Source organism: Brevundimonas viscosa (assembly GCF_900116065.1).
GTDB lineage: Bacteria > Pseudomonadota > Alphaproteobacteria > Caulobacterales > Caulobacteraceae > Brevundimonas > Brevundimonas viscosa.
Map to the genome: position 1 here is coordinate 247,936 of NZ_FOZV01000001.1, position 19,852 is coordinate 267,787.

Below are 19,852 nucleotides of genomic sequence, written 5' to 3' on the forward strand. Positions count from 1 at the left end.
CCTTGACGGCGGGGCGCGGGTTCCCGCCGGCGGGTCAGCCGCGCGAGGGAATCTCAAGGCCGCGCTGCACCGCGGGCCGCGCCAGTCCGCGCTCGAGCCAGGCGGGCACGCGCTTCAGCGAGTCGAACGCCACCAGGTCGCGGGCTTCGTAGAAGCCGATCAGATTGCGCACCCAGCCCAGGGTGGCGATGTCGGCGATGGTGTAGTCGCCCATGATCCAGTCGCGGCCGGCGAGACGGTCTTCGAGCACCCCGAGCAAGCGTTTCGACTCGCTCACGTAGCGCTGCAGCGGGCGCTTGTCCTCATAGTCGCGACCGGCGAAGCGGTGGAAAAAGCCGACCTGGCCGAACATTGGCCCGATGGCGGCCATCTGGAACATGACCCACTGCAGGGTCTGGTAGCGGGCGGCGGGATCGGGCGGCAGGAGCTTGTCGGTCTTTTCGGCGAGGTAGACGAGGATGGCGCCGGATTCGAACAGGGCCAGCGGCGTCCCGCCCGGGCCGTCGGGGTCGAGGATGGCGGGGATCTTGCCGTTGGGGTTCAGCGACAGGAACTCGGGCGTCCAGCTCTCGTCCTTCATGATGTCGACGAGGTGGGCCTCGTACGGCAGGCCGATCTCCTCCAGCATGATCGAGACCTTCACTCCGTTGGGCGTGTTCAGCGAATAGAGCTGCAGGACCTCCGGGTTCCGCGCGGGCCAGCGGCGGGTGATCGGGAAGGCGGACAGGTCGGCCATCGGAAGCTCCTTCAGACTAAGCCCTGATGTGGGGGCCCGCCCCTGAACTGCAACGCAGGATGTGGCGGAATGCGCCCACCTCTGGACCCCGCCGCCGCAAGGAGGCATGGGAGCAGCCATGTCGCTGACCTTTCCGACCCCCTCGCCCGCCGAGTGGCGCGCGCTCGCCGAGAAGGCGCTGAAGGACCGGCCGCTTGAGAGCCTGGTGCACCTCGATCCCGACGGCCTGGCGGTGAGGCCGCTGTACGCGGCGGCGACCGGTGTGGAGCCGCTGTTCGCCGCGCGCGGCTCGGACGCATACGGTCGGGCGTGGGACCTTCGGACCCTGGTGGAGGCCGACGACGCCGGCGAGGCGAACGCCGCCGTGTTGGCCGATCTCGCCGGCGGCGCGGCGTCGGTCCTGCTCGGCGGCGGCGTGGCGCGTGACGCGGCCGGGCTGGCGCGGGCGCTGGACGGGGTGGCGCTGGAGCTGGCGGCGGTGGGCCTGGACGCGGGCCTGGAGGGCCCGGCGGCGGCGGAGGCGCTGGCGGCGACGGCCAAGGGCGCGCCGCGGGCGAAGCTGATGTTCCACCTGGATCCGCTGTCGGCCTTCGCGGAGACGGGCGCAGCCCCCCGGGCCATGGAGGATCATCTCGCCGAGGCGGCGCATACGGCGGCGCGGCATGCCGCGGCCTATCCGGAGGCGACCTTCTTCCTCGCCTCGGGGCGCGTCGCGCACGAGGCCGGCGGCTCGATAGCCCAAGAGCTGGCCTTCGCGGCGGCGAACGCCGTGGCGCTGGTGAAGGCGGCGACGGCGGCCGGGATGTCGGCGGAGCAGGCGCTGAGGGGGATGGTGCTCGGCGTCTCCGTCGACCAGACCTATTTCGACGGCCTCGCCAAGCTCCGGGCGCTGCGGCTGATGTGGCGCTCGATCGGCAAAGCCTTCGGAACCGAGGCGCCGGCGATCATCGAGACGCGGTCGTCGCGGCGGATGCTGGCGGCGCGCGATCCGTGGCCGAACCTGCTGCGGCTGACGGCGGCGGGCTTCGCCGGGGCCGTGGGCGGGGCGGACGCGGTGGTGTTGGACGGCTTCACCCGGGCCGCCGGGCGGCCCGGGGCCTTCGCCCGGCGGCAGGCGCGCAACACCCAGCTGGTGCTGATGGAGGAGTCCCACCTCGGCCGGGTCGACGACCCGGCGGCGGGGTCGTGGTTCCTCGACCAGCGCACGAGGGAACTGGCCGAAGCGGGCTGGGAGGCGTTCCGGATCATCGAGGCCGAGGGCGGACTGGTCGAGGCGCTGCGCGGCGGGCTGGTCCAGCCGCGCGTGGCGCGGGCCCGCCAGGCGCTGGAGCACGCCCTCGGCGGGGGGAACGAACACCTCGTGGGGGTGACGAAGTTCGTCGATCCCGATCCCCGTCCGGCCCCGGTCGAACCGATGGGACACGCTCGCGCGACGGAGGGCGGCGACGCCTGCGCGCCGCTGACGCCGATCCGCCTCGCCGCCCCGTTCGAAGCCGAAGGAGCGGCCCGATGAGCTTCCCCGACTTCTCGAAGATCCCGCTCGAACTGTCGCCGACCGGCGCCGGACCGGCGCGCCAACCTTGGCTCACGCCGGAGGGGCTGCCGATCGCGCCCGCCTACGGGCCGGGGGCGACCGAGGGACTGGACTTCGTCCACGGCCTGCCCGGGATCGCGCCCTATGTGCGCGGCCCCTACCCGACCATGTACGCCTCCAACCCGTGGACGATCCGGCAGTACGCCGGCTTCTCGACGGCGGAGGAGTCCAACGCCTTCTACCGGCGCAACCTCGCCGCCGGGCAGAAGGGGCTGTCGATCGCCTTCGACCTGGCCACCCATCGCGGCTACGACTCCGACCACCCGCGGGTGAAGGGCGACGTCGGCATGGCCGGGGTGGCCATCGACAGCATCTACGACATGCGCACCCTGTTCGACGGCATACCGCTGGACCAGATGTCGGTGTCGATGACCATGAACGGCGCCGTGCTGCCGGTGCTGGCCCTCTATGTCGTGGCGGCCGAGGAGCAGGGCGTGCCGCACAGCGCCCTGACCGGGACCATCCAGAACGACATCCTCAAGGAGTTCATGGTCCGCAACACCTACATCTATCCGCCGGCCCCCAGCATGCGGATCGTGTCGGACATCTTCGCCTGGACCGCCGAGCACGCGCCGAAGTTCAACTCGATCTCGATCAGCGGCTACCACATGCAGGAGGCCGGAGCTTCGGCCGACCTGGAGCTGGCCTACACCCTCGCCGACGGCGTCGAGTATCTGAAGGCCGGCGTCGACTCCGGCCTCGACATCGACCGCTTCGCGCCGCGCCTGAGCTTCTTCTGGGCCATCGGCATGAACTACTTCATGGAGGTGGCCAAGCTGCGCGCCGGCCGCCTGCTGTGGGCCGAGGCGGTGGCGAAGTTCGGGGCGAAGGACCCGCGCTCGCTCAGCCTGCGGGCGCACTGCCAGACCTCGGGCTGGTCGCTGGCGGCCCAGGACGTGTTCAACAACGTCTCGCGCACCATGGTCGAGGCCATGGCCGCGGCGGGCGGGCAGACCCAGAGCCTGCACACCAACAGCCTCGATGAGGCCCTGGCCCTGCCGACCGACTTCTCGGCCCGGATCGCCCGCAACACCCAGCTGCTGCTGCAGATGGAGACAGGGCTGACCCGGGTCATCGACCCGTGGGGCGGCAGCTTCTACGTCGAACGCCTGACCCATGAACTGGCCGAGAAGGCCCGCGCCCACATGGCCGAGGTCGAGGCCTTGGGCGGCATGGCCAGGGCCATCGAGGCCGGCGTGCCCAAGCTGCGCATCGAGGAATCGGCGGCCCGGACCCAGGCGCGGATCGATACCGGCCAGCAGACCGTGGTGGGCGTGAACAAATACCTCGCCGATCACGTCGACGACATTCCGGTGCTCAAGGTCGACAACGCCGCCGTGCTGGCCGCCCAGATCGACAAGCTCAAGCGGCTGCGCGCCGAGCGCGACGAAACGGCGACGAACGCGGCTCTGGAGGCCCTGACCAACGGCGCGCGCGGCAAGGCCAACCTGCTGCAGTTGTCCGTCGAGGCGGCGCGCGCCAGGGTCACCGTCGGCGAGATTTCGGACGCGCTGGAGGCCGCCTTCGGCCGGCACGTGGCGACGGTGCAGACCGTCTCCGGCGTCTATGCGAAGGAGGCCGGGGCCGATCCGAAGGTCAGCCGCGCGCGCGACATGGTCGCCGCCTTCGTCGACAACGACGGCGGCCCGCCGCGGATCCTCATCGCCAAGCTGGGCCAGGACGGCCACGACCGCGGCCAGAAGGTGGTCGCCACCGCCTACGGCGACCTCGGCTTCGACGTCACCGCCGGCTCGCTGTTCCAGACCCCGTCCGAGGCGGCGCGCGAGGCGGTGGAGAAGAACGTCCACGCGGTCGGCGCCTCGTCGCTGGCGGCCGGCCACCTGACGCTCGCGCCGGAGCTGATCGCCGAGCTGAAGAAGCTGGGTCGGGAGGACATCACCGTGGTCGTCGGCGGGGTCATCCCCCCGGCCGACGTGCAGCCCCTGCTGGATGCGGGGGTCGCGGCGGTGTACCCGCCCGGCTCGGTGATCGCCGACACGGCCATCGACCTGGTCGAGCGGCTCAACCGGCGGCTGGGCTACGCCCAGAAGGGCTGACGGTCAGGGGCGGTGCGCCGCCGGCAGGTCCGCGATCTCCGCCTCGGTCAGCTTGCGGCTGATCCGGACGCGGCAAACGGAGTTGGGCGAAGTCGAGCCAGGCACCACGATGCGGGCCCAGTCGTCGGTGCACAACCGGCTTCCGGCCAGCCCGGCGCCGTCCGGCAGAAGGGCGAGGCGGTTGGCGAAGTCGAGGTCCATGCAGCCGGCGGCGGTCAACTCGTAGACGTCATTGCGACGCACGCGGATGAACACCTGGTCCGGCCGGCCCTGTCGGAAATTGTCGACCTGCTGGATGCTGAAGCACTGGCGTGCGCGGGGCGGGACCTCGCCATCGGCGCGTTCAGCCGTGGGGGCGCAGGCGCCGAGGGCGGTGAGAAGGCCGAGGCCGCCGAAAAGTACAGAGCGCATTGGTCACCTCCGGATCGATGCCCCAGGAGCCCAACCGTCCTCCTGAACTGGCGGTTTCACAAGTCCCCTTTGAAGCGAAGAGGGTCGACGCGTCGGGCGAGCTCCCGGGGCAGAGGGGACGGCGCCCCCGCCGCGAGGGCCGCGACGTGTTCGGCCAGCAGGGGCGCGGCGCAGAAGCCACGGGAACCCAGTCCGCCGAGGACGAACAGGCCAGGCTCGATCTCCCCCGCGAGCGGCAAACGGTCGGGGGTGGTCGCCCGCACGGCGGCCCGGGACTGACGGGAGGCGGCCGCCTGCACCCGCGCGGCCAGCCCGGGCAGGCGCGCCGCGAGCGTCTCAAGATTGGCTTCGGTCGCCGCGGCTGTCGGCTGAGTCACGGTCTGGCCTCTTGCATGGGTGGCCCCGAAGAGGAGTCCGGCGCCGGTTGGAACAGCGTAGCCTCCCCAGGCGACGGGAGGCGTCGCGACGCCTTCGACCCAATCGGCCTGGCCGGCCACAGGCGTCAGCGGCAACTGGGGGGCGAGCCCTGCCAACCCCCAGCCGGCGGCGAGGACGACCACATCGGCCTCGATCAGCACCCGCCCGGTCCCGTCACGCATCCGCCAACCGGCTTCGGCGGTCTCGACAGCGGCCGCCGCGAAGGGGAGCACATTCGCCCCTTCCAGCCAGGCCTCGAGGATCGCGCCGCCGCGCACGGCGAGGGCCTCGCGCATCAGCAGTCCGCCGCCTTGCACCGGCTCGCCGAGGCGGTCGACGCAGGCCGCGGCGTCGAGCACCGCCATGGCGCCCGGGGCCCAGATCGGCTGGGCGGCCACGCGGGCGTGGCGCGTGGCGTCCCGGAGCGCTTGTTCGAGCTGCAGCACGCCTTCGGCGATCACGGCGCCCGGGATCGCGCGATAAAGATCCGCGGCCCGTCGCAGCGCCTGGGCGAAGAGGGCGGCGATGGCGCCGTCGCCGACATCGAGGCGCGGCGTCACCAGGGAGGCGGGAAAGCCGCTGGCTCCGGCCCCGGGTCCTTCCGCCTCGATCACGACCGGATCGGCGCCGAGCGCCCGGAAGGCCCGGACCAAGGCGGCGCCGGCCACGCCCGCGCCGACGATGGCGGCCGTGGGCCGGCGCGCGGCGGCGGCGGCGCCGGTCCGGCGCGCCTCCAGCCGCTCCCGCTTGCGGCCATGACCGGGGCGTTTGTCGACGCTGAAGCCGCGCGCCGCCAGGCCGCGGCGTACGGCGCCGGCGACGGTGAAGGTGGCGACGCGCGCGTCGGGAGCGGACAGGTCGGCGATCCGGTCCAGCACGGAGTCGGACCACATGGCCAGGTTGGTCGAGGGCGCGAAGCCGTCGAGGAACCAGGCGTCGGCTCGTCCCGCCCATTGCGACAGGGCCCATTCCACCTCGCCGACGGCGAGATCGAGGGTGCAGCCGAACTGCGGCAGGTCGAGGCGGTGGAAGCCCGGGGTCGGGAGCGGCCACACGTCCAGCAGGGCCCGAGCGACGTCGGCGAGTTCGGGCCAGGCCGAGAGGGCATGCGCCGCCTCTTCACGTGTGAGGGGAAAGCCTTCGACCGAAAAGACGTGAAGCCGCGCCCCCGCCGGGCGCTGGCGACGCCACAGGTCGAGCAGGGCGGCGATGTTCAGGCCGGTCCCGAAGCCGAGTTCCGCGACGGTGTACCGGTCCCGGCCCGCCCACGCGTCAGGCAAGCCGCAGCCGGCGAGGAAGACGGCCCGGCTTTCGGCCAGGCCGTCCTCTCGCGAGAAGTAGACGTCCCCGAACCGGTCGGAGCGGGGCGCGCCGTCATCGGTCCAGACCAGGCGGGGCGAGCGGTCGTCCGTCATCGCCCTCCCTTAGGCCCTGGCCGGGCCGCGGGAAACGCCGACGGCGGTTACTGTCCCGGATTTTGCTGCGGATTCAGCCGCCGCTCGGTGTCGGTCATGTTGGCCGGCTCCATCGGCGCACCATCCGCCGGGGTCTGGCCGGCCCTGGCGCTCGGAACCGACGCGCCGCCGGTCACGGCGCCGCCCGGGGCGCCGCTCATCGATTCGCCTCCGGACCCGCTGGAGCCCGTGGTGGACGATCCGCCGGAGCCCGCCGAGCCGCTGGCGTAGCCGCCCGAGCTCCCGGCGGCCGTGGCGGCCATCGAACCTTCGGCGCCGGTAGCCGCGGCGTCGGTCCCGGCGTCGGCGGCCGCGGCGGCCTCCTCATCGGTCATGGTCCCGGCGTCTTCGGCGTTGTTCTGGCAGGCGGCCACGGCGAGAGCGGCGGCCGAGGCGGCGATCAGGACGGAAATGCGCATGGTGATCCTCTGCAAAGCTTTGGTTCGCCTGTCAGGAATACCCCTGCTCGCCCAATGTTCCGCCGAGCGGCGGCCGGTCGCTCGCGGACAAGAAAAAAGGGCCGCCCGCGAGGGCGACCCTTTCATTTCGATGCTGGCCCGAAGGCCAAACCGAATGTCGCTCTTAGTGAGCGGCTTCCGGGGTCGCGGCCGGAGCAGCGGCGTCGGCGGCCGGAGCCATCGAAGCGTCGGCGGCCGGGGCGGCAGCGGCGTCGCCAGCGGCGGCGGCGGCGTCGGCGGCGGCGGCGTCGGCGGTCGCGGCGGCGTCGGTGGCGGTTTCAGCAGCGGCGTCGGCGGCGGCGGCGTCGGCGGCCGGGGCTTCTTCGGTGGCCGGCTGGCAGGCGGCCAGGGCCAGAGCGGCGGCCGAGGCGGCGATCAGAGCGGTGATGCGCATTGGGTTGTCCTTCAGAAGGGTCACGCGAGGTCATGAATCCCCGCAGGCCCGAGATAACGGGAACGTGACCGCCCGCGCAAGCGAATTCTCACGGGTTCGTGAACTCTGTAACGCAGCCAGAGGAAGGGGCCGTCGGAGCGGCCCCTTCCGTCCGATCTTGGCGGCTCGCCTTATTGCGGCGGCGGCGTCGTCGTCGGCGTGTCGCCCTCGGGCGGCAGGGTCGGCGGCGGCGTCGTGCCAGGAGTCGTGGTCGTCCCGTCGGGCGAGGTCATGGTTCCGTCGGGGCTCGTCGTCGGCGTCGCGCCGTCCGCGGGCGCCGAACCGTCCGTCGGCGCCATTGCGCCGTCGGCGGGAGCCATGGCTCCCGTGTCTGCGCCGGCGTCGGCGGCGTCGGTGGCGGCGGTGTCTTCGCCGCCCGAGCAGGCGGCGAGCGCCAGAGCGCCGGCGGCGGCGAGGGTGAGGGTGATCAGTCGCATCCAGGGGTCCTCAGACGATCGCGCGGGCGAACCTCTCCGCCCGCTTCTTCGATCCGTCGGAAGGTCAACCGGCGGCGGACAGCGGTGTTCCCGCGCGCGTGATCATGTTTGAAGCCGCGTGAGCGGTCCGTGAGTTCAGGCCTCGGTCGGGGCGCCGGAGAGGGCTTCTTCCAGCTCCGCGAACGAGGGCTGGGCCGTCGTCGGCACATCGCCGCGGCCGATCTCGACCGAGATCTGCGCGGCGTTGCCGTGCAGGTGGGCGACCAGCACCGACTGGATGATCTTGTAGAAGGCGTGGTCGCCATCGACGATGTCCTTCAGGCGCACGGCCATCGGCCCGACGAGGCCGTAGGCGAGGAACACCCCGAGAAAGGTGCCGACGAGAGCGCCGCCGATCATGCCGCCGAGGATCTCCGGCGGCTCGGTGATCGAGCCCATGGTCTTGATGACCCCCAGCACCGCCGCGACGATGCCGAGCGCGGGCAGGCCGTCGGCCATGGTCTGAAGCGCGTGCGCGCCGGCGAGGCCCTCGTGGTGGTGCTTCTCCAGCTGCTTCTCCATGGCGTCCTCGATCTGGTGCGGATCCTCGAGGTTCATGGTCATCATGCGCAGGGTGTCGCAGATGAAGTCGGTGGCGAAGTGGTCCTTCAGGATCTTCGGGTACTTCTGGAAGATCGGCGACTCGGCCGGCTTCTCGATGTGGCTCTCCAGCGCAATGACGCCCTTGGACTTCATCGTCTTGGTGAGCTGGAACAGCAGCGACAGCAGATCTTTGTAGTCGCCCTTCTTCCACTTGTTGCCGGCGAAGACCTTGCCGAAACCGCTGAGAGTGGACTTGATGGTGGCGACGCTGTTGCCGATGAGGAAGGCCGCCACCCCGGCGCCGAGAATGGCCATCAGTTCGTAGGGCAGGGAGTGGAGGATAACCTCCATCTTGCCGCCCGCGAGGATGTAGCTGCCGAAGACCATCGAGAACAGCAGCACGATGCCGATAATCTGGAACATGAAAGGCCGGAATCCTGCGCGCGCGAGAGACGCCGACCATCGCCGTTAATGATTAAGGGGCGGTTGCGAACGCCGCTCGTCAGAGACGCGTGTCGCCGCTCAGTATGGCGGCCCGGGCGGCTTCGCTCAGCCTGGTGTAGCCGCTCTTGCCGCCGCGCACGTACAGCGGCCCGTCGACCTGCTCCGGATCGAAGCCCTGGGCGACGAGATCGACCTTGCGGTACTTGAAGGTCCCGGTCGTCTCGGCCGCCTTGATCAGCCGCACGAACACCGGGCGGGCGTAGGCGGGGAGCTCCTGGTCGACCCAGTCGGCGAAGGCGCGCGCGCCGAACCTGCCGTCGACGACCAGGGCGACCATGCCGGCCTTGCCGTCCTGTCCGGGCACCGGCACGCCGTAGGCGATGACCTCCTTCACGCCCGGCGCGTCGGCCAGGCGCTGCTCGACCTCGGCGGTGGACACGTTCTCGCCCTTCCAGCGGAAGGTGTCGCCTATGCGGTCGATGAAATAGACGTAGCCCTCGGAATCCTGGCGCATCAGGTCGCCGGTGCGGAACCAGCGGTCGCCGCGGACGAAGACGTCGCGCAGGATCTTCTTCTCCGACGCGGCCTTGTCGGCATAGCCGGAGAAGGCGTGGCGGGTGTCGTCGCCGATCCGGCCGATCGCCTCCCCGACCTCGCCCGGCCGCACGGGCTGACACAGGCCGTCCGGGCCGCGTGCCGGCATCTCTGTGTCGAGGTCGAAACGGACCAGCCGGAAGTTGATCTGCTTCTTCAGGAAGCTTGGGGCGCGGCCGATGGCGCCCGGCTTGCCGTCGAAGTTGAACAGCGAGACGTTGCCCTCGGTCGAGCCGTAGAACTCGAGGATGTCGGGAATGGCGAAGCGCTTCCGGAAATCGGTCCAGACGTCGGGTCGCAGGCCGTTGCCGAAGGCCAGCCGCAGCTTGTGGGCGCGCTCGTCGGCGTGCTCCGGACAGTTGACCAGATAGCGGCACAACTCGCCGATGTAGACGAACAGGGTGGCGCCAGTCGTCTTCACATCGGGCCAGAAGTTGGTCGCCGAGAAGCGCTTGCGCAGGATCAGCCGTCCGCCGTTGAGCAGGGCCGGGCCGATGCCGACGAGCCCGCCGGTGGAATGGTAGAGCGGCAGGACGTTGTAGGTGACGTCCTTCTCGGTCGCGGCGGTCGCGCCGGCGAAGGCGCGCATGTAGGTCCGCGCCCGGGCGTGGGTAACCTTGGCCGCCTTGGGCAGGCCGGTGGTGCCCGAAGTGTAGATGTACAGCGCCGTGTCGCGGTTGGTCAGCCCGGCGCGCACCGAGCGGGCGGGCCGCACCGAGGAGCCGCTGCGCACCGGCTTGTCGAGACTGCGGCGCTCGTCCGCCTCATCGGCGTCGGCCAGACCGAGCACCCAGAGCATCAGGTTTCGCCCGACCAGCGATCGGGCCTCCTCGACCTTGCGCCAGCAGTCCTCGTCGGTGATCACCTGGGAGGCGTTGGAGATCGCCAGGCAATGGGCGAGGGCGTGACCGGTCAGGTTGGTGTTGATCAGGGCCGCGCCGACCCCGACCTTCGCCAGTCCCATCCAGGCGGCGATGTATTCGGCGCGGTTCAGCATCACCAGGGCGACTGTGTCGCCCCGTTTGAGGCGTCGGCCCTGGGCCCAGTGGCCAAACCGGTTGGCCATGGCGTCAAGTTCGCGATAGCTGGTCGCCCGCCGGTCGTCCTCGATGGCGACGTGGTCCGGAAACCGGTCGACCGCCTCTTCCCAGTCGTCACAGACGAGAACGGGACTGTCGAGATCGATCGGCTTGATGCGGTTCAGCAGGCGGCGCAGTCCCCTCACGAAGCGCAGGTCGCGCCGGATGTTCGCCACCAGACCCATGTCCACGTCACTCCGTGTCTGAACGCCGCCGTCTCCGGTGATGAACAAGCGTGTCCCGCCGGTCAACCGCCCGGCGAATCCGGGGACGTTTCGGAGGCGCTTTGCCGAGAGGCGTGGCGCCGATGCGGCGGTGACGCAACGTAATCTTTGGCCCTTGAGTCCCCCGCAGATCGCCGGAAAAAGAACAGCCAAACGCCTGAAGCTGCACGATTTGAGCCTCATCTGTGTCAGCAAAGTGTTTCTTGAGGGCTTTGCAGATCTTCGCGGAACCGTGATCGCTCCAACCGGTTCTGCTGCTCCGAATATCTGGAGGAAAGCAGAATGTCCCTGACCTATACTGACGAAACCGCCCGCACCTATACAGAGGCGACCGCGCCGCGCGCAGAGGAGGCCTATGTCCCTGTCTATGCCCGCGGACGCAGCCGGAAGGCGCGCAAGAGCGGGGTCCGCAGCTGGATGATCCTGGCGCCGGTCGGCGTGCTGGTCCTGGGCGGAGCCGCCGCCATGATGCTGATGGACGGCGGGCGCGAGACGCCGGCCCTGGCCGAGCCCGCCGCGACCGCCCCGGTGATGCCCGCTGCAGCCCCGGCCGCCCTGACCGCCGCCGAGTCGGCGCCGGCCCCCGCCCCGGTCGAGGCAGCGCCCCTGCCGCGCAACGTCGCGCCTGCAGCGACGCCCGTGCGTCGCGCCGCGCCGGTTCGACGCGCCGCTCCGGCCCCGACCCCGGTCGAGCGGGCGGCGGAGCCCGTGGCCGTCCCGGCGGAGGCCGCTGTCGAGGCCAGCGAAACCACGGTGACGCTGAATACCGCCCCGGCCGCGAGCGAAGCGCCCCCGCCGCGCATCGTCGTCGCCCCGCTGGACTAGATTTCGACGACTGACGATTCCGGAGCCCCGGTGGAGACGCCGGGGCTCCTCTTGTTCAGGAGGGCAGCACCTCGGGCGGAGGGCGAATGCGGCGGAAGCGCGCCTCCACGAACGAGAAGGCTCCGAAGGCCATGAAGCCGAGCGCCGCGGGAACGAGGAACCACGCCCCGGCCGGCTGGCGTTCGACGGCGTCCAGCGCGGCGCCGAAGCTGGTCACGTCGGCCGGTCGGGCATGCAGGCCCGCAAGGACCACGAGCGCGGCCAGCGGCAGCCATGCCAAGCCCCGCGCCATGTAGCCGGCGCGTGCGAGGGGCGCGACCCGCCGGCACAGCTTGGCCGAGCAGGCGAGGTATTCGGTGAAATCGTCCCGCCAGGCCTTGACTACGTTGGCGACGCCGACCCCGGCGATGCACAGGCCGACGCCGACCAGCAGCCAGTTGCCGAGCGGGAGGGAAAGTAGCTGTTCGGCCCGTTCGCGCCCGCTCATCGCCTGTTCGGCCATCGGATCCGCCGGCGGATGCAGAAGCAGGCGAAAGGCGCTGAAGGCGAGGAAGGCGTAGCCGAGCCCGCTGAAGGCCTGGCTCAGTCGCGTGTTCACTCCGTGCCAGTCCTTGCCTTCGTGGTCGGCGTCGAAGATCGACTGCAGGCCGCGCCACAGGACGAAGGCCAGCAGGCCGCAGCCGGCGAGGAGCAGCCAGGCCCTGCCGAACGGCTGCTGCGAGAGCCACGCCAGGGCCTCACGGGCGCCGGCCGCGCCATCCATCCGGTCCAGAACCGCGAGCAGGGTCAGGATTCCGGCGGACAGGTAGACGAACCCCCGCGCACCGTAGCCGATGCGGGCCACCCACTCGAGCGCTTCGCGGGCCGCACGACGGCGGGTGCGGCCCGCTTGTCCGGGGAGTCGGGGGATGAGACGGGCGAGACTCACGGGCACGGCCAACGAAACACGCCAGGGAGGATATGGCTCCGCTAGCCGGGTCGGGCCCTTGAGGTGCGGCAGGACGACGCATATCTGGCGTGGACCTCGGAGGGCGTCGATGCAGCCGGTCATCACCATCGAAGGTCTGACCAAGACCTACAAATCGGGCCTGCAGGCCCTCAAACCCGTCGATCTGACGATCCGGAAGGGCGAGATCTTCGCCCTGCTGGGACCGAACGGCGCCGGCAAGACGACGCTGATCTCCATCGTCTGCGGCATCGTCACGCCCACCAGCGGGCGGGTGGTCGCGGACGGCCACGACATCCAGGCCGACTACCGCCGCGCGCGGATGAAGATCGGCCTGGTGCCGCAGGAGCTGACCACCGACGCCTTCGAGACGGTGTGGGCCACGGTCAACTTCAGCCGCGGCCTGTTCGGTCGGCCGCCGAACGCCGCCTATGTCGAGCAGGTGCTGCGCGACCTCAGCCTGTGGGACAAGAAGGACGCGAAGATCATGACGCTGTCGGGCGGCATGAAGCGCCGGGTGCTGATCGCCAAGGCGCTGAGCCACGAGCCGGACATCCTGTTCCTCGACGAGCCGACCGCCGGCGTCGACGTCGAGCTGCGCAAGGACATGTGGGCCATGGTCCGGCGGCTGCGCGAGCGCGGCGTCACCATCATCCTGACCACCCATTACATCGAGGAGGCCGAGGAGATGGCCGACCGGGTGGGGGTGATCCTGAAGGGGGAGTTGATCCTCGTCGAGGACAAGGCCGAGCTGATGAAGAAGCTGGGCAAGAAGACCCTGACCCTGCACCTGCAGGAGCCGCTTGCGGCCTTGCCGCCGGAACTGGGTGAATGGTCGCTGGAGCTCAGGGACGGCGGAGAGGCGCTGGACTACGTGTTCGATTCCAACGCCGACAGGACCGGCGTGCCCTCGCTGCTGCGCCGGCTGAGCGACCTCGGCATCGGCTTCAAGGACCTGTCCACGCGGCAGAGCTCGCTGGAGGACATATTCGTGGGCCTGGTCCACGGCTCGCAGGCGGAGGCGGCGTGATGAGCTTCAACGGCTACGGCGTCTGGGCGATCTATCGTTTCGAGATGGCGCGGGCGTTGCGCACCCTGTGGCAGTCAGTGGTCACCCCGGTGATCACCACGGCGCTGTATTTCGTGGTCTTCGGCTCGGCCATCGGCAGCCGCATGACCGAGATCGACGGCGTCGCGTACGGGGCCTTCATCGTGCCCGGGCTGATCATGCTCAGCCTGTTCACCCAGTCGATCTTCAACGCCTCGTTCGGGATCTACTTCCCGAAGTTCACGGGCACCATCTACGAGCTTCTGTCGGCGCCGGTGTCGCCGCTGGAGATCGTCATCGCCTATGTCGGGGCCGCGGCGACCAAGTCGGCGGTGCTGGGCCTGATCATCCTGGCCACGGCGTCCTTCTTCGTGCCGCTGCAGATCCTGCACCCGGTCTGGATGCTGGGCTTCCTGATCCTGATCTCGACCACCTTCAGCCTGTTCGGCTTCATCATCGGCATCTGGGCGCAGAATTTCGAGCAGCTGCAGTTCATGCCGATGCTGGTGGTGACGCCGCTGACCTTCCTCGGCGGCGCCTTCTATTCGATCGACATGCTGCCCGAGCCGTGGCGGACCGTGACCCTGTTCAACCCGGTGGTCTATCTGATCTCCGGCTTCCGCTGGGCCTTCTACGAAAGCTCGGACGTCAGCCTGGCGGTCAGCGCCTCGGCGACGCTCGGCTTCTTCCTGCTGTGCCTGGCGGTGGTCGGCTGGATCTTCCGCACGGGCTACCGGCTGAAGAACTGAGGCGTCACGAAAGCGGCCAGATCGGTCGCCACCCTGGCCGCCTGTTTGCGTTCGAGTCGCGCCGCCCGCCGGCGCCGGAGTAGCCATGGCCGACACCAGCGAACCGCGGGTCAACGGGACCCCGCAGCCCTTCCGTCGCCCGGTCGAATGGGGCCGCCCGCCCGCGACCGTGTTCCGCGCCGGTCCGCTGCCGAAGGGCGAGCGCCTCGCCCCGCTGCCGGAGCCGCCGGACGCTCCCTCGCCGACGCCCCCGAACGTCCCGCGCGCGCCGCTGCCAGCGGCCCGACCGGCCGCCCCGCCGGCGCGGCCGGGGGCCTCGATCCTGAGCGGATCCATGATCCCGCGCGCCGCCCCCGCGCGACCGGCCCCCGCCGCGCCCGCGCCGAAGGCCCCACCGGCCGCCGGTCCGGTCGCGCCTCTGACGGACGCGCCTGAGGTCCGCCCGACCGCGGCGGAGACCCCGCAGCCGGCGCGCCAGCCCGACCTGACCGTGCGGCCGCTGCCCGCCGCCGACGTCGCGCCCGCGACCGCCTTGCGTCGCGCGCCCGAGCCAGCCGCCGTCGCGCCAAGGCCCGCCGCCGTCGCGGACCCCGCCGCGCCTCGGCGTTCGCGGCCGCCGGGCCGTCTGCCGCTCTATGCCGGCGCCGCCGCCGCCGTGATCGCGGGGGCGGGACTGGGCGCCTGGTGGTTGAGCCGGGGCGTTCCGGCCGAGCCGGAGGCGGCGTCGGCCACGGCGACTGGCGTCGCACCCGCGCCTGCCCCGGAGACTTTCGAACCGTCGATCGACGCCACGCCGCTTTCCGCCCCCCCGACTTCGGCCGAGGTCGCTCCGGCTGCGGCGCCGCCGGCTCGCGCCGCGCCGCAGCCGGCGCCGTCGCGGCCCCGGTCGAGCGAACCGTCGGCCCCGTCGACGGCCGCGAACAACCGGCCGGCCGCCGCCGTGGTCGCGCCGCCGCCGGCCCCGGCGATCGAGCCGCAGCCTCTGGTCGTGGTCGTTCCGACCGAGCCGGCCGCTCCCGCCGGGCCGCCGCCCACCGCCGCCGAGCAACCGCCGGTCGACCCGGACGCGCCGATCACCACCCGGCCGCAGCCGCTGGATCAGCAGTAGGTCAGCGCAGGCTCAGGTAGCCGCGCTCGACCATGCGGCGCAGGCCCTCGTAGGCCTCGGCCAGCTCCTCGTAGGCGGCCCGCGCCGCGGTCAGCCGGGCGATCTGGTCGACCGTGGACGGCGCTCCCGACTCGGACTGGCGCAGGCTCTCGGCCACCCATTTGCCGCGGGCGGTGGCGGTTAGCACCGCCAGCCGCTGGAAGGCGGCCGCGTCGACCTTCGGCAACAACTGGCCGATGACCTCGCGGTTGGCGACGAAGGCGGCGTAGTCGATCTGTTCGAGCAGGCCGCGCAGCCGACGCTGCTCCTGCGGATCGGCGTCCTGCGGCTCGAAATGGTCGCGCTGGCGCCGGAAGCCGCCGGTCTGGATGGTCGACATCGCGCGTCTCCCCAACACGAGTTCCGGAAGCGTGCGCCGCGTCGATTAACGAGGGGTTGCGCCAACACCGTCGCCACGATACTTAAGTGAATGCTTCAGCAACAGCCGCTCGATCTCGCCTTTCAGGCCCTGTCGGACCCCACCCGGCGGGCCATGGTCGAGCGGCTGGCGCGCGGTCCCGCCTCGGTCAGCGAGCTGGCCGGGCCGCTGCCGATGTCGATGTCGGCGGTGATGCAGCACCTGAAGGTGCTGGAGGGCGCAGGCCTGGTCGTCAGCGAGAAGGTCGGGCGGGTGCGCACCTGCCGGGTCGAGCCGGAGGCCCTCACCGCGGCCGAGCGCTGGCTGAACGACCGTCGCCGGTCGGTCGAGCGCAGCCTCGACCGCCTCGGCCTGTTCCTCGAGCAGACCAAACCCGAAACGGAGCCCCGCGAATGACCGATCCGCTCGCCCACGGCATGTTCACCCTCGAGCGCCGCTACGAGGCCTCGCCCGCGCGCGTCTTCCGCGCCTGGTCCGATCCGGACGCCTTCCGCCGGTGGTTCGTCGAGTCCCCCGGCGCGACGATCCTCGACTGGCGGCACGACCTGCGCATCGGCGCGCATGGCGGCGGGCGCTATCGCTTCGGCGGCCCCGAAACGCCGGTCGGGTTCAACGAGACGGTCTTCCTCGACCTTGCCGAGAACAGCCGGATCATCCTCGCTTACGTCATGGGTCGCGAACTGGGCGACGATCTGCGGCGGGAGTCGGCGTCCCTGGCCACCGTCGAGTTGTTCCCCGACGGCGACGGCACGCGGCTGATCTACACTGAACAGGGCGTCTATTACGGCGACGATGGCGGCGACCACATTCCCCTGCGCAAGGAAGGCTGCGCCGAGATGCTGGAGAATCTCGCCCGGGAACTGGAGACGCATCGATGACCGGCAAGGTGCGGGCGCCCGGCGGCGCCATCCCCATCGGGCGAAAGGACATCGGATGAGCTTCACCCTCTGGCACCACCCCTATTCCGGATACGGGCAGAAGGCGGCGACGGCGGCCTACGAGCTGGGCCTGCCGTTCGAGCTGCGGGTGGTGGATCATACAGACGAGGCGCTGATGGCCGAGTTCCGGGCGGTGTCGCCGTTCGGCAAGATGCCGGCGCTGGTCGATGCGGAGGGCCGGGCCTTCTACGAGTCCAGCGTGGTCATCGAATGGATGGATCGCCACGCGGGCGGCGGGCGGCTCATTCCCGCCGATCCGGAGGCGGCGCTGGAGGCGCGGCTGGTGGACCGGGTGATCGACCACTACGTCGGCGGCCCGATGAACCGGATCGTGCAGGAGAGGTTCCGGCCAGCCGGGAGCCGCGATCCGTTCGGGGCGGAGCAGGACGCACAGGTGCTGGCGCGCGCCTGGGACTGGCTGGAGGAGCGGCTTTCGGACGGACGCGTCTGGGCTGCCGGGGAGACCTTCACGCTGGCGGATTGCGCCGGCGCGCCGCTGACCACCTACGCCCGACGCCTGGTTCCGTTCGGAGACCGGCCGAGATTGCGAGCCTGGCACGCGCGGCTGATGGCGCGTCCGGCCTTCATGCGGGCGCTTGAGGACGCCGCGCCCTACGGCGACCTGATGCCGGCGCCGCCCGCGCAGGACTGACAGCGGCGGATCGCCGCGCCGGCTTGGCCGGAGCCTTCGTCGCCCGTAGCTGTTTCCGGACGATAGAAGGAGACGCCGATGCCGCTGCTGATGTGCCCGAACGACAACGCCGCCATGCAGACCCTCGAACGCGGCGGGGTGCAGTTCGACATGTGCCCGACCTGTCGCGGGGTCTGGCTGGATCGCGGCGAACTGGAGAAGCTGATGGAGGCGGCCACCGCCGAAGGGCGCGCCGCCGCGCCCCAGGTCGCGCCGCAAGCCCAGCCCGCGCCGCAGGCGTATCCGCCGCAGCAGCCGGCGCCGCAACCTTGGGGCCAGCAGGGGTATCGCGACGACCGTTACCGGGACGATCGCCGGCGCGACGACGACTACCGCTACAAGAAGAAGAAGCGGATGGACATCTTCGACATCTTCGACTGAGGCCGCTCAGGCGGCCAGGCCGGCCGCCTGCATCAGGCTGCGCAGGGGGGCGAGCGCCTCCGGCGCGGCGGAAAGCGCGGCGCGGGATTCCGGCGCGCGGAACAGCTTCACCGCCTCCGCCTTGGCCCGGTCTGCCGCAGGACCCAGCGGGGCCGTCTCTCCCGCGGCGAGACGCAAGAGGACGGAGAGCTTCTGCGTCAGCGGGGCGGGCGAGCGGGCCAGCATCGCCACGATCCGGGCGTCGGCCTCGACCGCGCCGCCGACGGTCCCGATCGCCGTCACGATCTCGGCCTCGTCCCGCTCGGTCAGGCCGCAGGCGCGGATGGAACGCTGCAGCCCGGCCAGCACGCCCAGCTTCTGGGCGGCCGTCTGCGTGGCGCCCTGGCCGCGCATCTCGGTCTCGAACCGCAGTGAGCCGACGCAGGCCGAAAGCCAGCGAGCGGCCGACCGTTTGTTCGCCAGGCCGGTGACGTTCTCGCACAGGCGGGTCAGGGACTCCGCCTCGCACAGCACGGTGGTGCAGGACTTGACGTAGGCGGCGACGAAGTCGGCGGTGACCAGGGATTTCGAACGCTCGTTGAACGCCGACTGCACCTCCTCCAGCGTCAGCAGCCGGCCGGCGGTGGCGGTCAGCGACATGGCCAGCGCACGCAGGATGTAGATCTCCCCGGCGGCGTCGTTCGGGCGCAGCCGCCGGGGGCTCATCAGCTCACGGAGAACCATGCGGGCCAGGGCGGCCGAGAGCAGCGGGAACTCGCCCGCCTCCAGACGGGCCCCGAGACGGGCGGCCGGTCCGTCGACCACCGGCACCTGCAGGGCCATCTTGGGATCCTGGCGCACCAGCATGTCGACCTCGCGCGGGGCGACCATGCGCACGACGGCGGCCAGCGAGGCTCCCTGGTCCAGCGACGGGCCCAGCACCTCGGCCAGGCTGGTGCGGGCGGCGAGCATCTCGCAAAGCAACTGCTCGATGGCCACCAGCACGAGCGCCCGGGGCGGGCCCTCCATCGGCGCCCGCTCGGCGAGATCCATCAGGCGCTCGAGCCGGGCCCGCCCGCCGCGGACGCCCTTCAGCGCGCCGGCGATCACCCCGCCCATGATGAAGGCCCGTTCCGGCTGCCCGTCCAGTCGATGGGCGAGGTCGGCGAGGGAATGGTGGGCGAGGTCGGGGAAGCGGTTCTTCCGGCCCGCGGATACCAGCCGTCCAATGGTGGCGTCCGCCAGCCGCTGGTAGTGGCGGACAAGGTCGTGGACGGGCTGGCCGACGGCCTGGCTCTCGGGCACGGCCACCTTCTGCACCGCATGCTGCAGCTCGATGCCGGCCGCGTCGAGCAGTTCCGCAAGGTCGGGCCGGTGCAGCAGTTCGAAGGCGGTCACCCCCTGGCGCTTCAGCCAGTCCTCCAGCACCCGGCCGATCGTCTCGCGCGCGGTCGCGGCGTAGAGATCCTCGGGACTTCCGCAGCGTGGGCCGGACTGGTCGTCCGCGACGACCCGCTTGCGCGCGACCTCGGGCGCGCCGCGGGTCAGCACGGTCACGCTGTTGAACTCCATGGTCTCGGGGTCGAGCGTCTCCTTGGTGACCCGCACCGCCGCCGCCCGGTTGTCAGCCAGCAACTCCTCCGCGCTCTGGATCGCATGCGCGCGATCCTCCGTCGCCATCTGGAGGCTCCAGGGCGCCGGCGCGGTCTTGCGGACGTAGACTTCGTAGTGGACGGGGCCGGCCATGGGACGCTCAGACTGGTTGGAGCGCCCATTCTGCAGGCGGGACTTTAAGGTCGCGTTTCATTGCCAATCCCGCGACGGCGGCCCATGTTTTGCGCCGTATTCT

Annotated in this window: 21 protein-coding genes; 10 read left to right on the forward strand and 11 right to left on the reverse strand. The window is 71.2% G+C overall.

What is annotated here, in order from left to right:
- Positions 1-34 precede the first annotated feature (34 nt).
- The gene (locus BM333_RS01180; protein WP_092306446.1) at positions 35-736 is read right to left on the reverse strand and encodes a glutathione S-transferase N-terminal domain-containing protein; all 702 of its coding nucleotides are present in this window, start codon (positions 734-736) and stop codon (positions 35-37) included.
- Positions 737-854: 118 nt separating this feature from the next.
- Between BM333_RS01180 and BM333_RS01185 the strand changes: the two genes are divergently transcribed.
- Both BM333_RS01185 and scpA read left to right on the forward strand, forming a co-directional pair.
- A complete protein-coding gene (locus BM333_RS01185; protein WP_092306448.1) occupies positions 855-2,249 on the forward strand; it encodes a methylmalonyl-CoA mutase family protein in 1,395 nt (464 codons plus the stop codon).
- A complete protein-coding gene (scpA, locus tag BM333_RS01190; protein ID WP_092306450.1) occupies positions 2,246-4,387 on the forward strand; it encodes a methylmalonyl-CoA mutase in 2,142 nt (713 codons plus the stop codon). Before BM333_RS01185 ends, scpA begins: the two co-directional genes overlap by 4 nt.
- A 3-nt stretch (positions 4,388-4,390) precedes the next feature.
- Here the strand turns inward: scpA and BM333_RS01195 are convergent, their stop codons facing one another.
- The 7 genes from BM333_RS01195 to BM333_RS01225 form a co-directional block, all read right to left on the reverse strand.
- Positions 4,391-4,798 carry a DUF6491 family protein gene (locus tag BM333_RS01195; protein ID WP_092306452.1) on the reverse strand — a complete coding sequence of 136 codons (408 nt, stop codon included), beginning with the start codon at positions 4,796-4,798 and terminating at the stop codon, positions 4,391-4,393.
- Positions 4,799-4,854: 56 nt separating this feature from the next.
- On the reverse strand, positions 4,855-6,630 hold the full coding sequence (gene mnmC2, locus BM333_RS01200) for a tRNA (5-methylaminomethyl-2-thiouridine)(34)-methyltransferase MnmC2 (protein WP_092306454.1): 1,776 nt from the start codon (positions 6,628-6,630) through the stop codon (positions 4,855-4,857).
- A gap of 47 nt (positions 6,631-6,677) precedes the next feature.
- Positions 6,678-7,088, reverse strand: coding sequence for a hypothetical protein (locus tag BM333_RS16050; RefSeq protein ID WP_092306456.1), 411 nt, complete (start codon positions 7,086-7,088; stop codon positions 6,678-6,680).
- Positions 7,089-7,251: 163 nt separating this feature from the next.
- The gene (locus tag BM333_RS15840; RefSeq protein ID WP_092306458.1) at positions 7,252-7,521 is read right to left on the reverse strand and encodes a hypothetical protein; all 270 of its coding nucleotides are present in this window, start codon (positions 7,519-7,521) and stop codon (positions 7,252-7,254) included.
- 170 nt (positions 7,522-7,691) lie between these two features.
- Positions 7,692-7,997, reverse strand: coding sequence for a hypothetical protein (locus BM333_RS01215; RefSeq protein ID WP_092306460.1), 306 nt, complete (start codon positions 7,995-7,997; stop codon positions 7,692-7,694).
- Between the two features lie 135 nt (positions 7,998-8,132).
- Positions 8,133-9,002, reverse strand: a complete 870-nt coding sequence (motA, locus tag BM333_RS01220; RefSeq protein WP_092306462.1) for a flagellar motor stator protein MotA — start codon at positions 9,000-9,002, stop codon at positions 8,133-8,135.
- Between the two features lie 79 nt (positions 9,003-9,081).
- Positions 9,082-10,881 (reverse strand): long-chain-acyl-CoA synthetase, encoded by a 1,800-nt coding sequence (locus tag BM333_RS01225; RefSeq protein WP_092306464.1) that lies wholly within the window; start codon positions 10,879-10,881, stop codon positions 9,082-9,084.
- Positions 10,882-11,202: 321 nt separating this feature from the next.
- On the opposite strand from BM333_RS01225, the gene BM333_RS15845 reads away from it, so the two are divergent.
- Positions 11,203-11,745, forward strand: coding sequence for a hypothetical protein (locus BM333_RS15845; RefSeq protein WP_092306466.1), 543 nt, complete (start codon positions 11,203-11,205; stop codon positions 11,743-11,745).
- Positions 11,746-11,800: 55 nt separating this feature from the next.
- Here BM333_RS15845 and BM333_RS01235 read toward each other — a convergent pair whose 3' ends face one another.
- The gene (locus BM333_RS01235; RefSeq protein ID WP_245777099.1) at positions 11,801-12,673 is read right to left on the reverse strand and encodes a DUF1206 domain-containing protein; all 873 of its coding nucleotides are present in this window, start codon (positions 12,671-12,673) and stop codon (positions 11,801-11,803) included.
- A gap of 109 nt (positions 12,674-12,782) precedes the next feature.
- Here BM333_RS01235 and BM333_RS01240 point away from each other — a divergent pair, with 109 nt between their 5' ends.
- The 3 genes from BM333_RS01240 to BM333_RS01250 all read left to right on the forward strand — a co-directional run bounded on the left by BM333_RS01240 (position 12,783) and on the right by BM333_RS01250 (position 15,596).
- A complete protein-coding gene (locus BM333_RS01240) occupies positions 12,783-13,721 on the forward strand; it encodes an ABC transporter ATP-binding protein (RefSeq protein WP_092306470.1) in 939 nt (312 codons plus the stop codon).
- Positions 13,721-14,488 carry an ABC transporter permease gene (locus BM333_RS01245; protein WP_092306472.1) on the forward strand — a complete coding sequence of 256 codons (768 nt, stop codon included), beginning with the start codon at positions 13,721-13,723 and terminating at the stop codon, positions 14,486-14,488. Before BM333_RS01240 ends, BM333_RS01245 begins: the two co-directional genes overlap by 1 nt.
- Positions 14,489-14,573: 85 nt before the next feature.
- Positions 14,574-15,596, forward strand: coding sequence for a hypothetical protein (locus BM333_RS01250; RefSeq protein WP_092306475.1), 1,023 nt, complete (start codon positions 14,574-14,576; stop codon positions 15,594-15,596).
- Position 15,597: 1 nt separating this feature from the next.
- Here the strand turns inward: BM333_RS01250 and BM333_RS01255 are convergent, their stop codons facing one another.
- On the reverse strand, positions 15,598-15,975 hold the full coding sequence (locus tag BM333_RS01255) for a hypothetical protein (protein ID WP_092306477.1): 378 nt from the start codon (positions 15,973-15,975) through the stop codon (positions 15,598-15,600).
- A gap of 90 nt (positions 15,976-16,065) precedes the next feature.
- Here BM333_RS01255 and BM333_RS01260 point away from each other — a divergent pair, with 90 nt between their 5' ends.
- From BM333_RS01260 to BM333_RS01275, 4 genes are all read left to right on the forward strand, one after another.
- Complete coding sequence (locus BM333_RS01260; RefSeq protein ID WP_092306480.1) at positions 16,066-16,410, forward strand: ArsR/SmtB family transcription factor; 345 nt, start codon at positions 16,066-16,068, stop codon at positions 16,408-16,410.
- The gene (locus BM333_RS01265; RefSeq protein WP_092306482.1) at positions 16,407-16,892 is read left to right on the forward strand and encodes an SRPBCC family protein; all 486 of its coding nucleotides are present in this window, start codon (positions 16,407-16,409) and stop codon (positions 16,890-16,892) included. The genes BM333_RS01260 and BM333_RS01265 overlap by 4 nt, the downstream gene beginning before the upstream one ends.
- A gap of 55 nt (positions 16,893-16,947) precedes the next feature.
- Positions 16,948-17,604 (forward strand): glutathione S-transferase family protein, encoded by a 657-nt coding sequence (locus BM333_RS01270; RefSeq protein WP_092306484.1) that lies wholly within the window; start codon positions 16,948-16,950, stop codon positions 17,602-17,604.
- Between the two features lie 78 nt (positions 17,605-17,682).
- On the forward strand, positions 17,683-18,024 hold the full coding sequence (locus tag BM333_RS01275; RefSeq protein WP_092306485.1) for a TFIIB-type zinc ribbon-containing protein: 342 nt from the start codon (positions 17,683-17,685) through the stop codon (positions 18,022-18,024).
- A gap of 6 nt (positions 18,025-18,030) precedes the next feature.
- Here the strand turns inward: BM333_RS01275 and BM333_RS01280 are convergent, their stop codons facing one another.
- A complete protein-coding gene (locus BM333_RS01280) occupies positions 18,031-19,749 on the reverse strand; it encodes a hypothetical protein (protein WP_092306487.1) in 1,719 nt (572 codons plus the stop codon).
- Between the last annotated feature and the right edge of the window lie 103 nt (positions 19,750-19,852).

Excerpts from the sequence above, each read along its gene's own strand:
- BM333_RS01180 (WP_092306446.1), bottom strand. The coding sequence starts at position 736 with ATGGCCGACCTGTCCGCCTTCCCGATCACCCGCCGCTGGCCCGCGCGG.
- BM333_RS16050 (WP_092306456.1), bottom strand. The coding sequence starts at position 7,088 with ATGCGCATTTCCGTCCTGATCGCCGCCTCGGCCGCCGCTCTCGCCGTG.
- BM333_RS01215 (WP_092306460.1), bottom strand. The coding sequence starts at position 7,997 with ATGCGACTGATCACCCTCACCCTCGCCGCCGCCGGCGCTCTGGCGCTC.
- BM333_RS01195 (WP_092306452.1), bottom strand. The coding sequence starts at position 4,798 with ATGCGCTCTGTACTTTTCGGCGGCCTCGGCCTTCTCACCGCCCTCGGC.
- BM333_RS01185 (WP_092306448.1), top strand. The coding sequence starts at position 855 with ATGTCGCTGACCTTTCCGACCCCCTCGCCCGCCGAGTGGCGCGCGCTC.
- mnmC2 (WP_092306454.1), bottom strand. The coding sequence starts at position 6,630 with ATGACGGACGACCGCTCGCCCCGCCTGGTCTGGACCGATGACGGCGCG.
- BM333_RS01255 (WP_092306477.1), bottom strand. The coding sequence starts at position 15,975 with ATGTCGACCATCCAGACCGGCGGCTTCCGGCGCCAGCGCGACCATTTC.
- BM333_RS01245 (WP_092306472.1), top strand. The coding sequence starts at position 13,721 with ATGAGCTTCAACGGCTACGGCGTCTGGGCGATCTATCGTTTCGAGATG.
- BM333_RS01275 (WP_092306485.1), top strand. The coding sequence starts at position 17,683 with ATGCCGCTGCTGATGTGCCCGAACGACAACGCCGCCATGCAGACCCTC.
- BM333_RS01260 (WP_092306480.1), top strand. The coding sequence starts at position 16,066 with ATGCTTCAGCAACAGCCGCTCGATCTCGCCTTTCAGGCCCTGTCGGAC.
- BM333_RS01280 (WP_092306487.1), bottom strand. The coding sequence starts at position 19,749 with ATGGCCGGCCCCGTCCACTACGAAGTCTACGTCCGCAAGACCGCGCCG.
- BM333_RS01250 (WP_092306475.1), top strand. The coding sequence starts at position 14,574 with ATGGCCGACACCAGCGAACCGCGGGTCAACGGGACCCCGCAGCCCTTC.
- BM333_RS15845 (WP_092306466.1), top strand. The coding sequence starts at position 11,203 with ATGTCCCTGACCTATACTGACGAAACCGCCCGCACCTATACAGAGGCG.
- scpA (WP_092306450.1), top strand. The coding sequence starts at position 2,246 with ATGAGCTTCCCCGACTTCTCGAAGATCCCGCTCGAACTGTCGCCGACC.
- BM333_RS01270 (WP_092306484.1), top strand. The coding sequence starts at position 16,948 with ATGAGCTTCACCCTCTGGCACCACCCCTATTCCGGATACGGGCAGAAG.
- BM333_RS01240 (WP_092306470.1), top strand. The coding sequence starts at position 12,783 with ATGCAGCCGGTCATCACCATCGAAGGTCTGACCAAGACCTACAAATCG.
- BM333_RS01265 (WP_092306482.1), top strand. The coding sequence starts at position 16,407 with ATGACCGATCCGCTCGCCCACGGCATGTTCACCCTCGAGCGCCGCTAC.
- BM333_RS01225 (WP_092306464.1), bottom strand. The coding sequence starts at position 10,881 with ATGGGTCTGGTGGCGAACATCCGGCGCGACCTGCGCTTCGTGAGGGGA.
- BM333_RS15840 (WP_092306458.1), bottom strand. The coding sequence starts at position 7,521 with ATGCGCATCACCGCTCTGATCGCCGCCTCGGCCGCCGCTCTGGCCCTG.
- motA (WP_092306462.1), bottom strand. The coding sequence starts at position 9,002 with ATGTTCCAGATTATCGGCATCGTGCTGCTGTTCTCGATGGTCTTCGGC.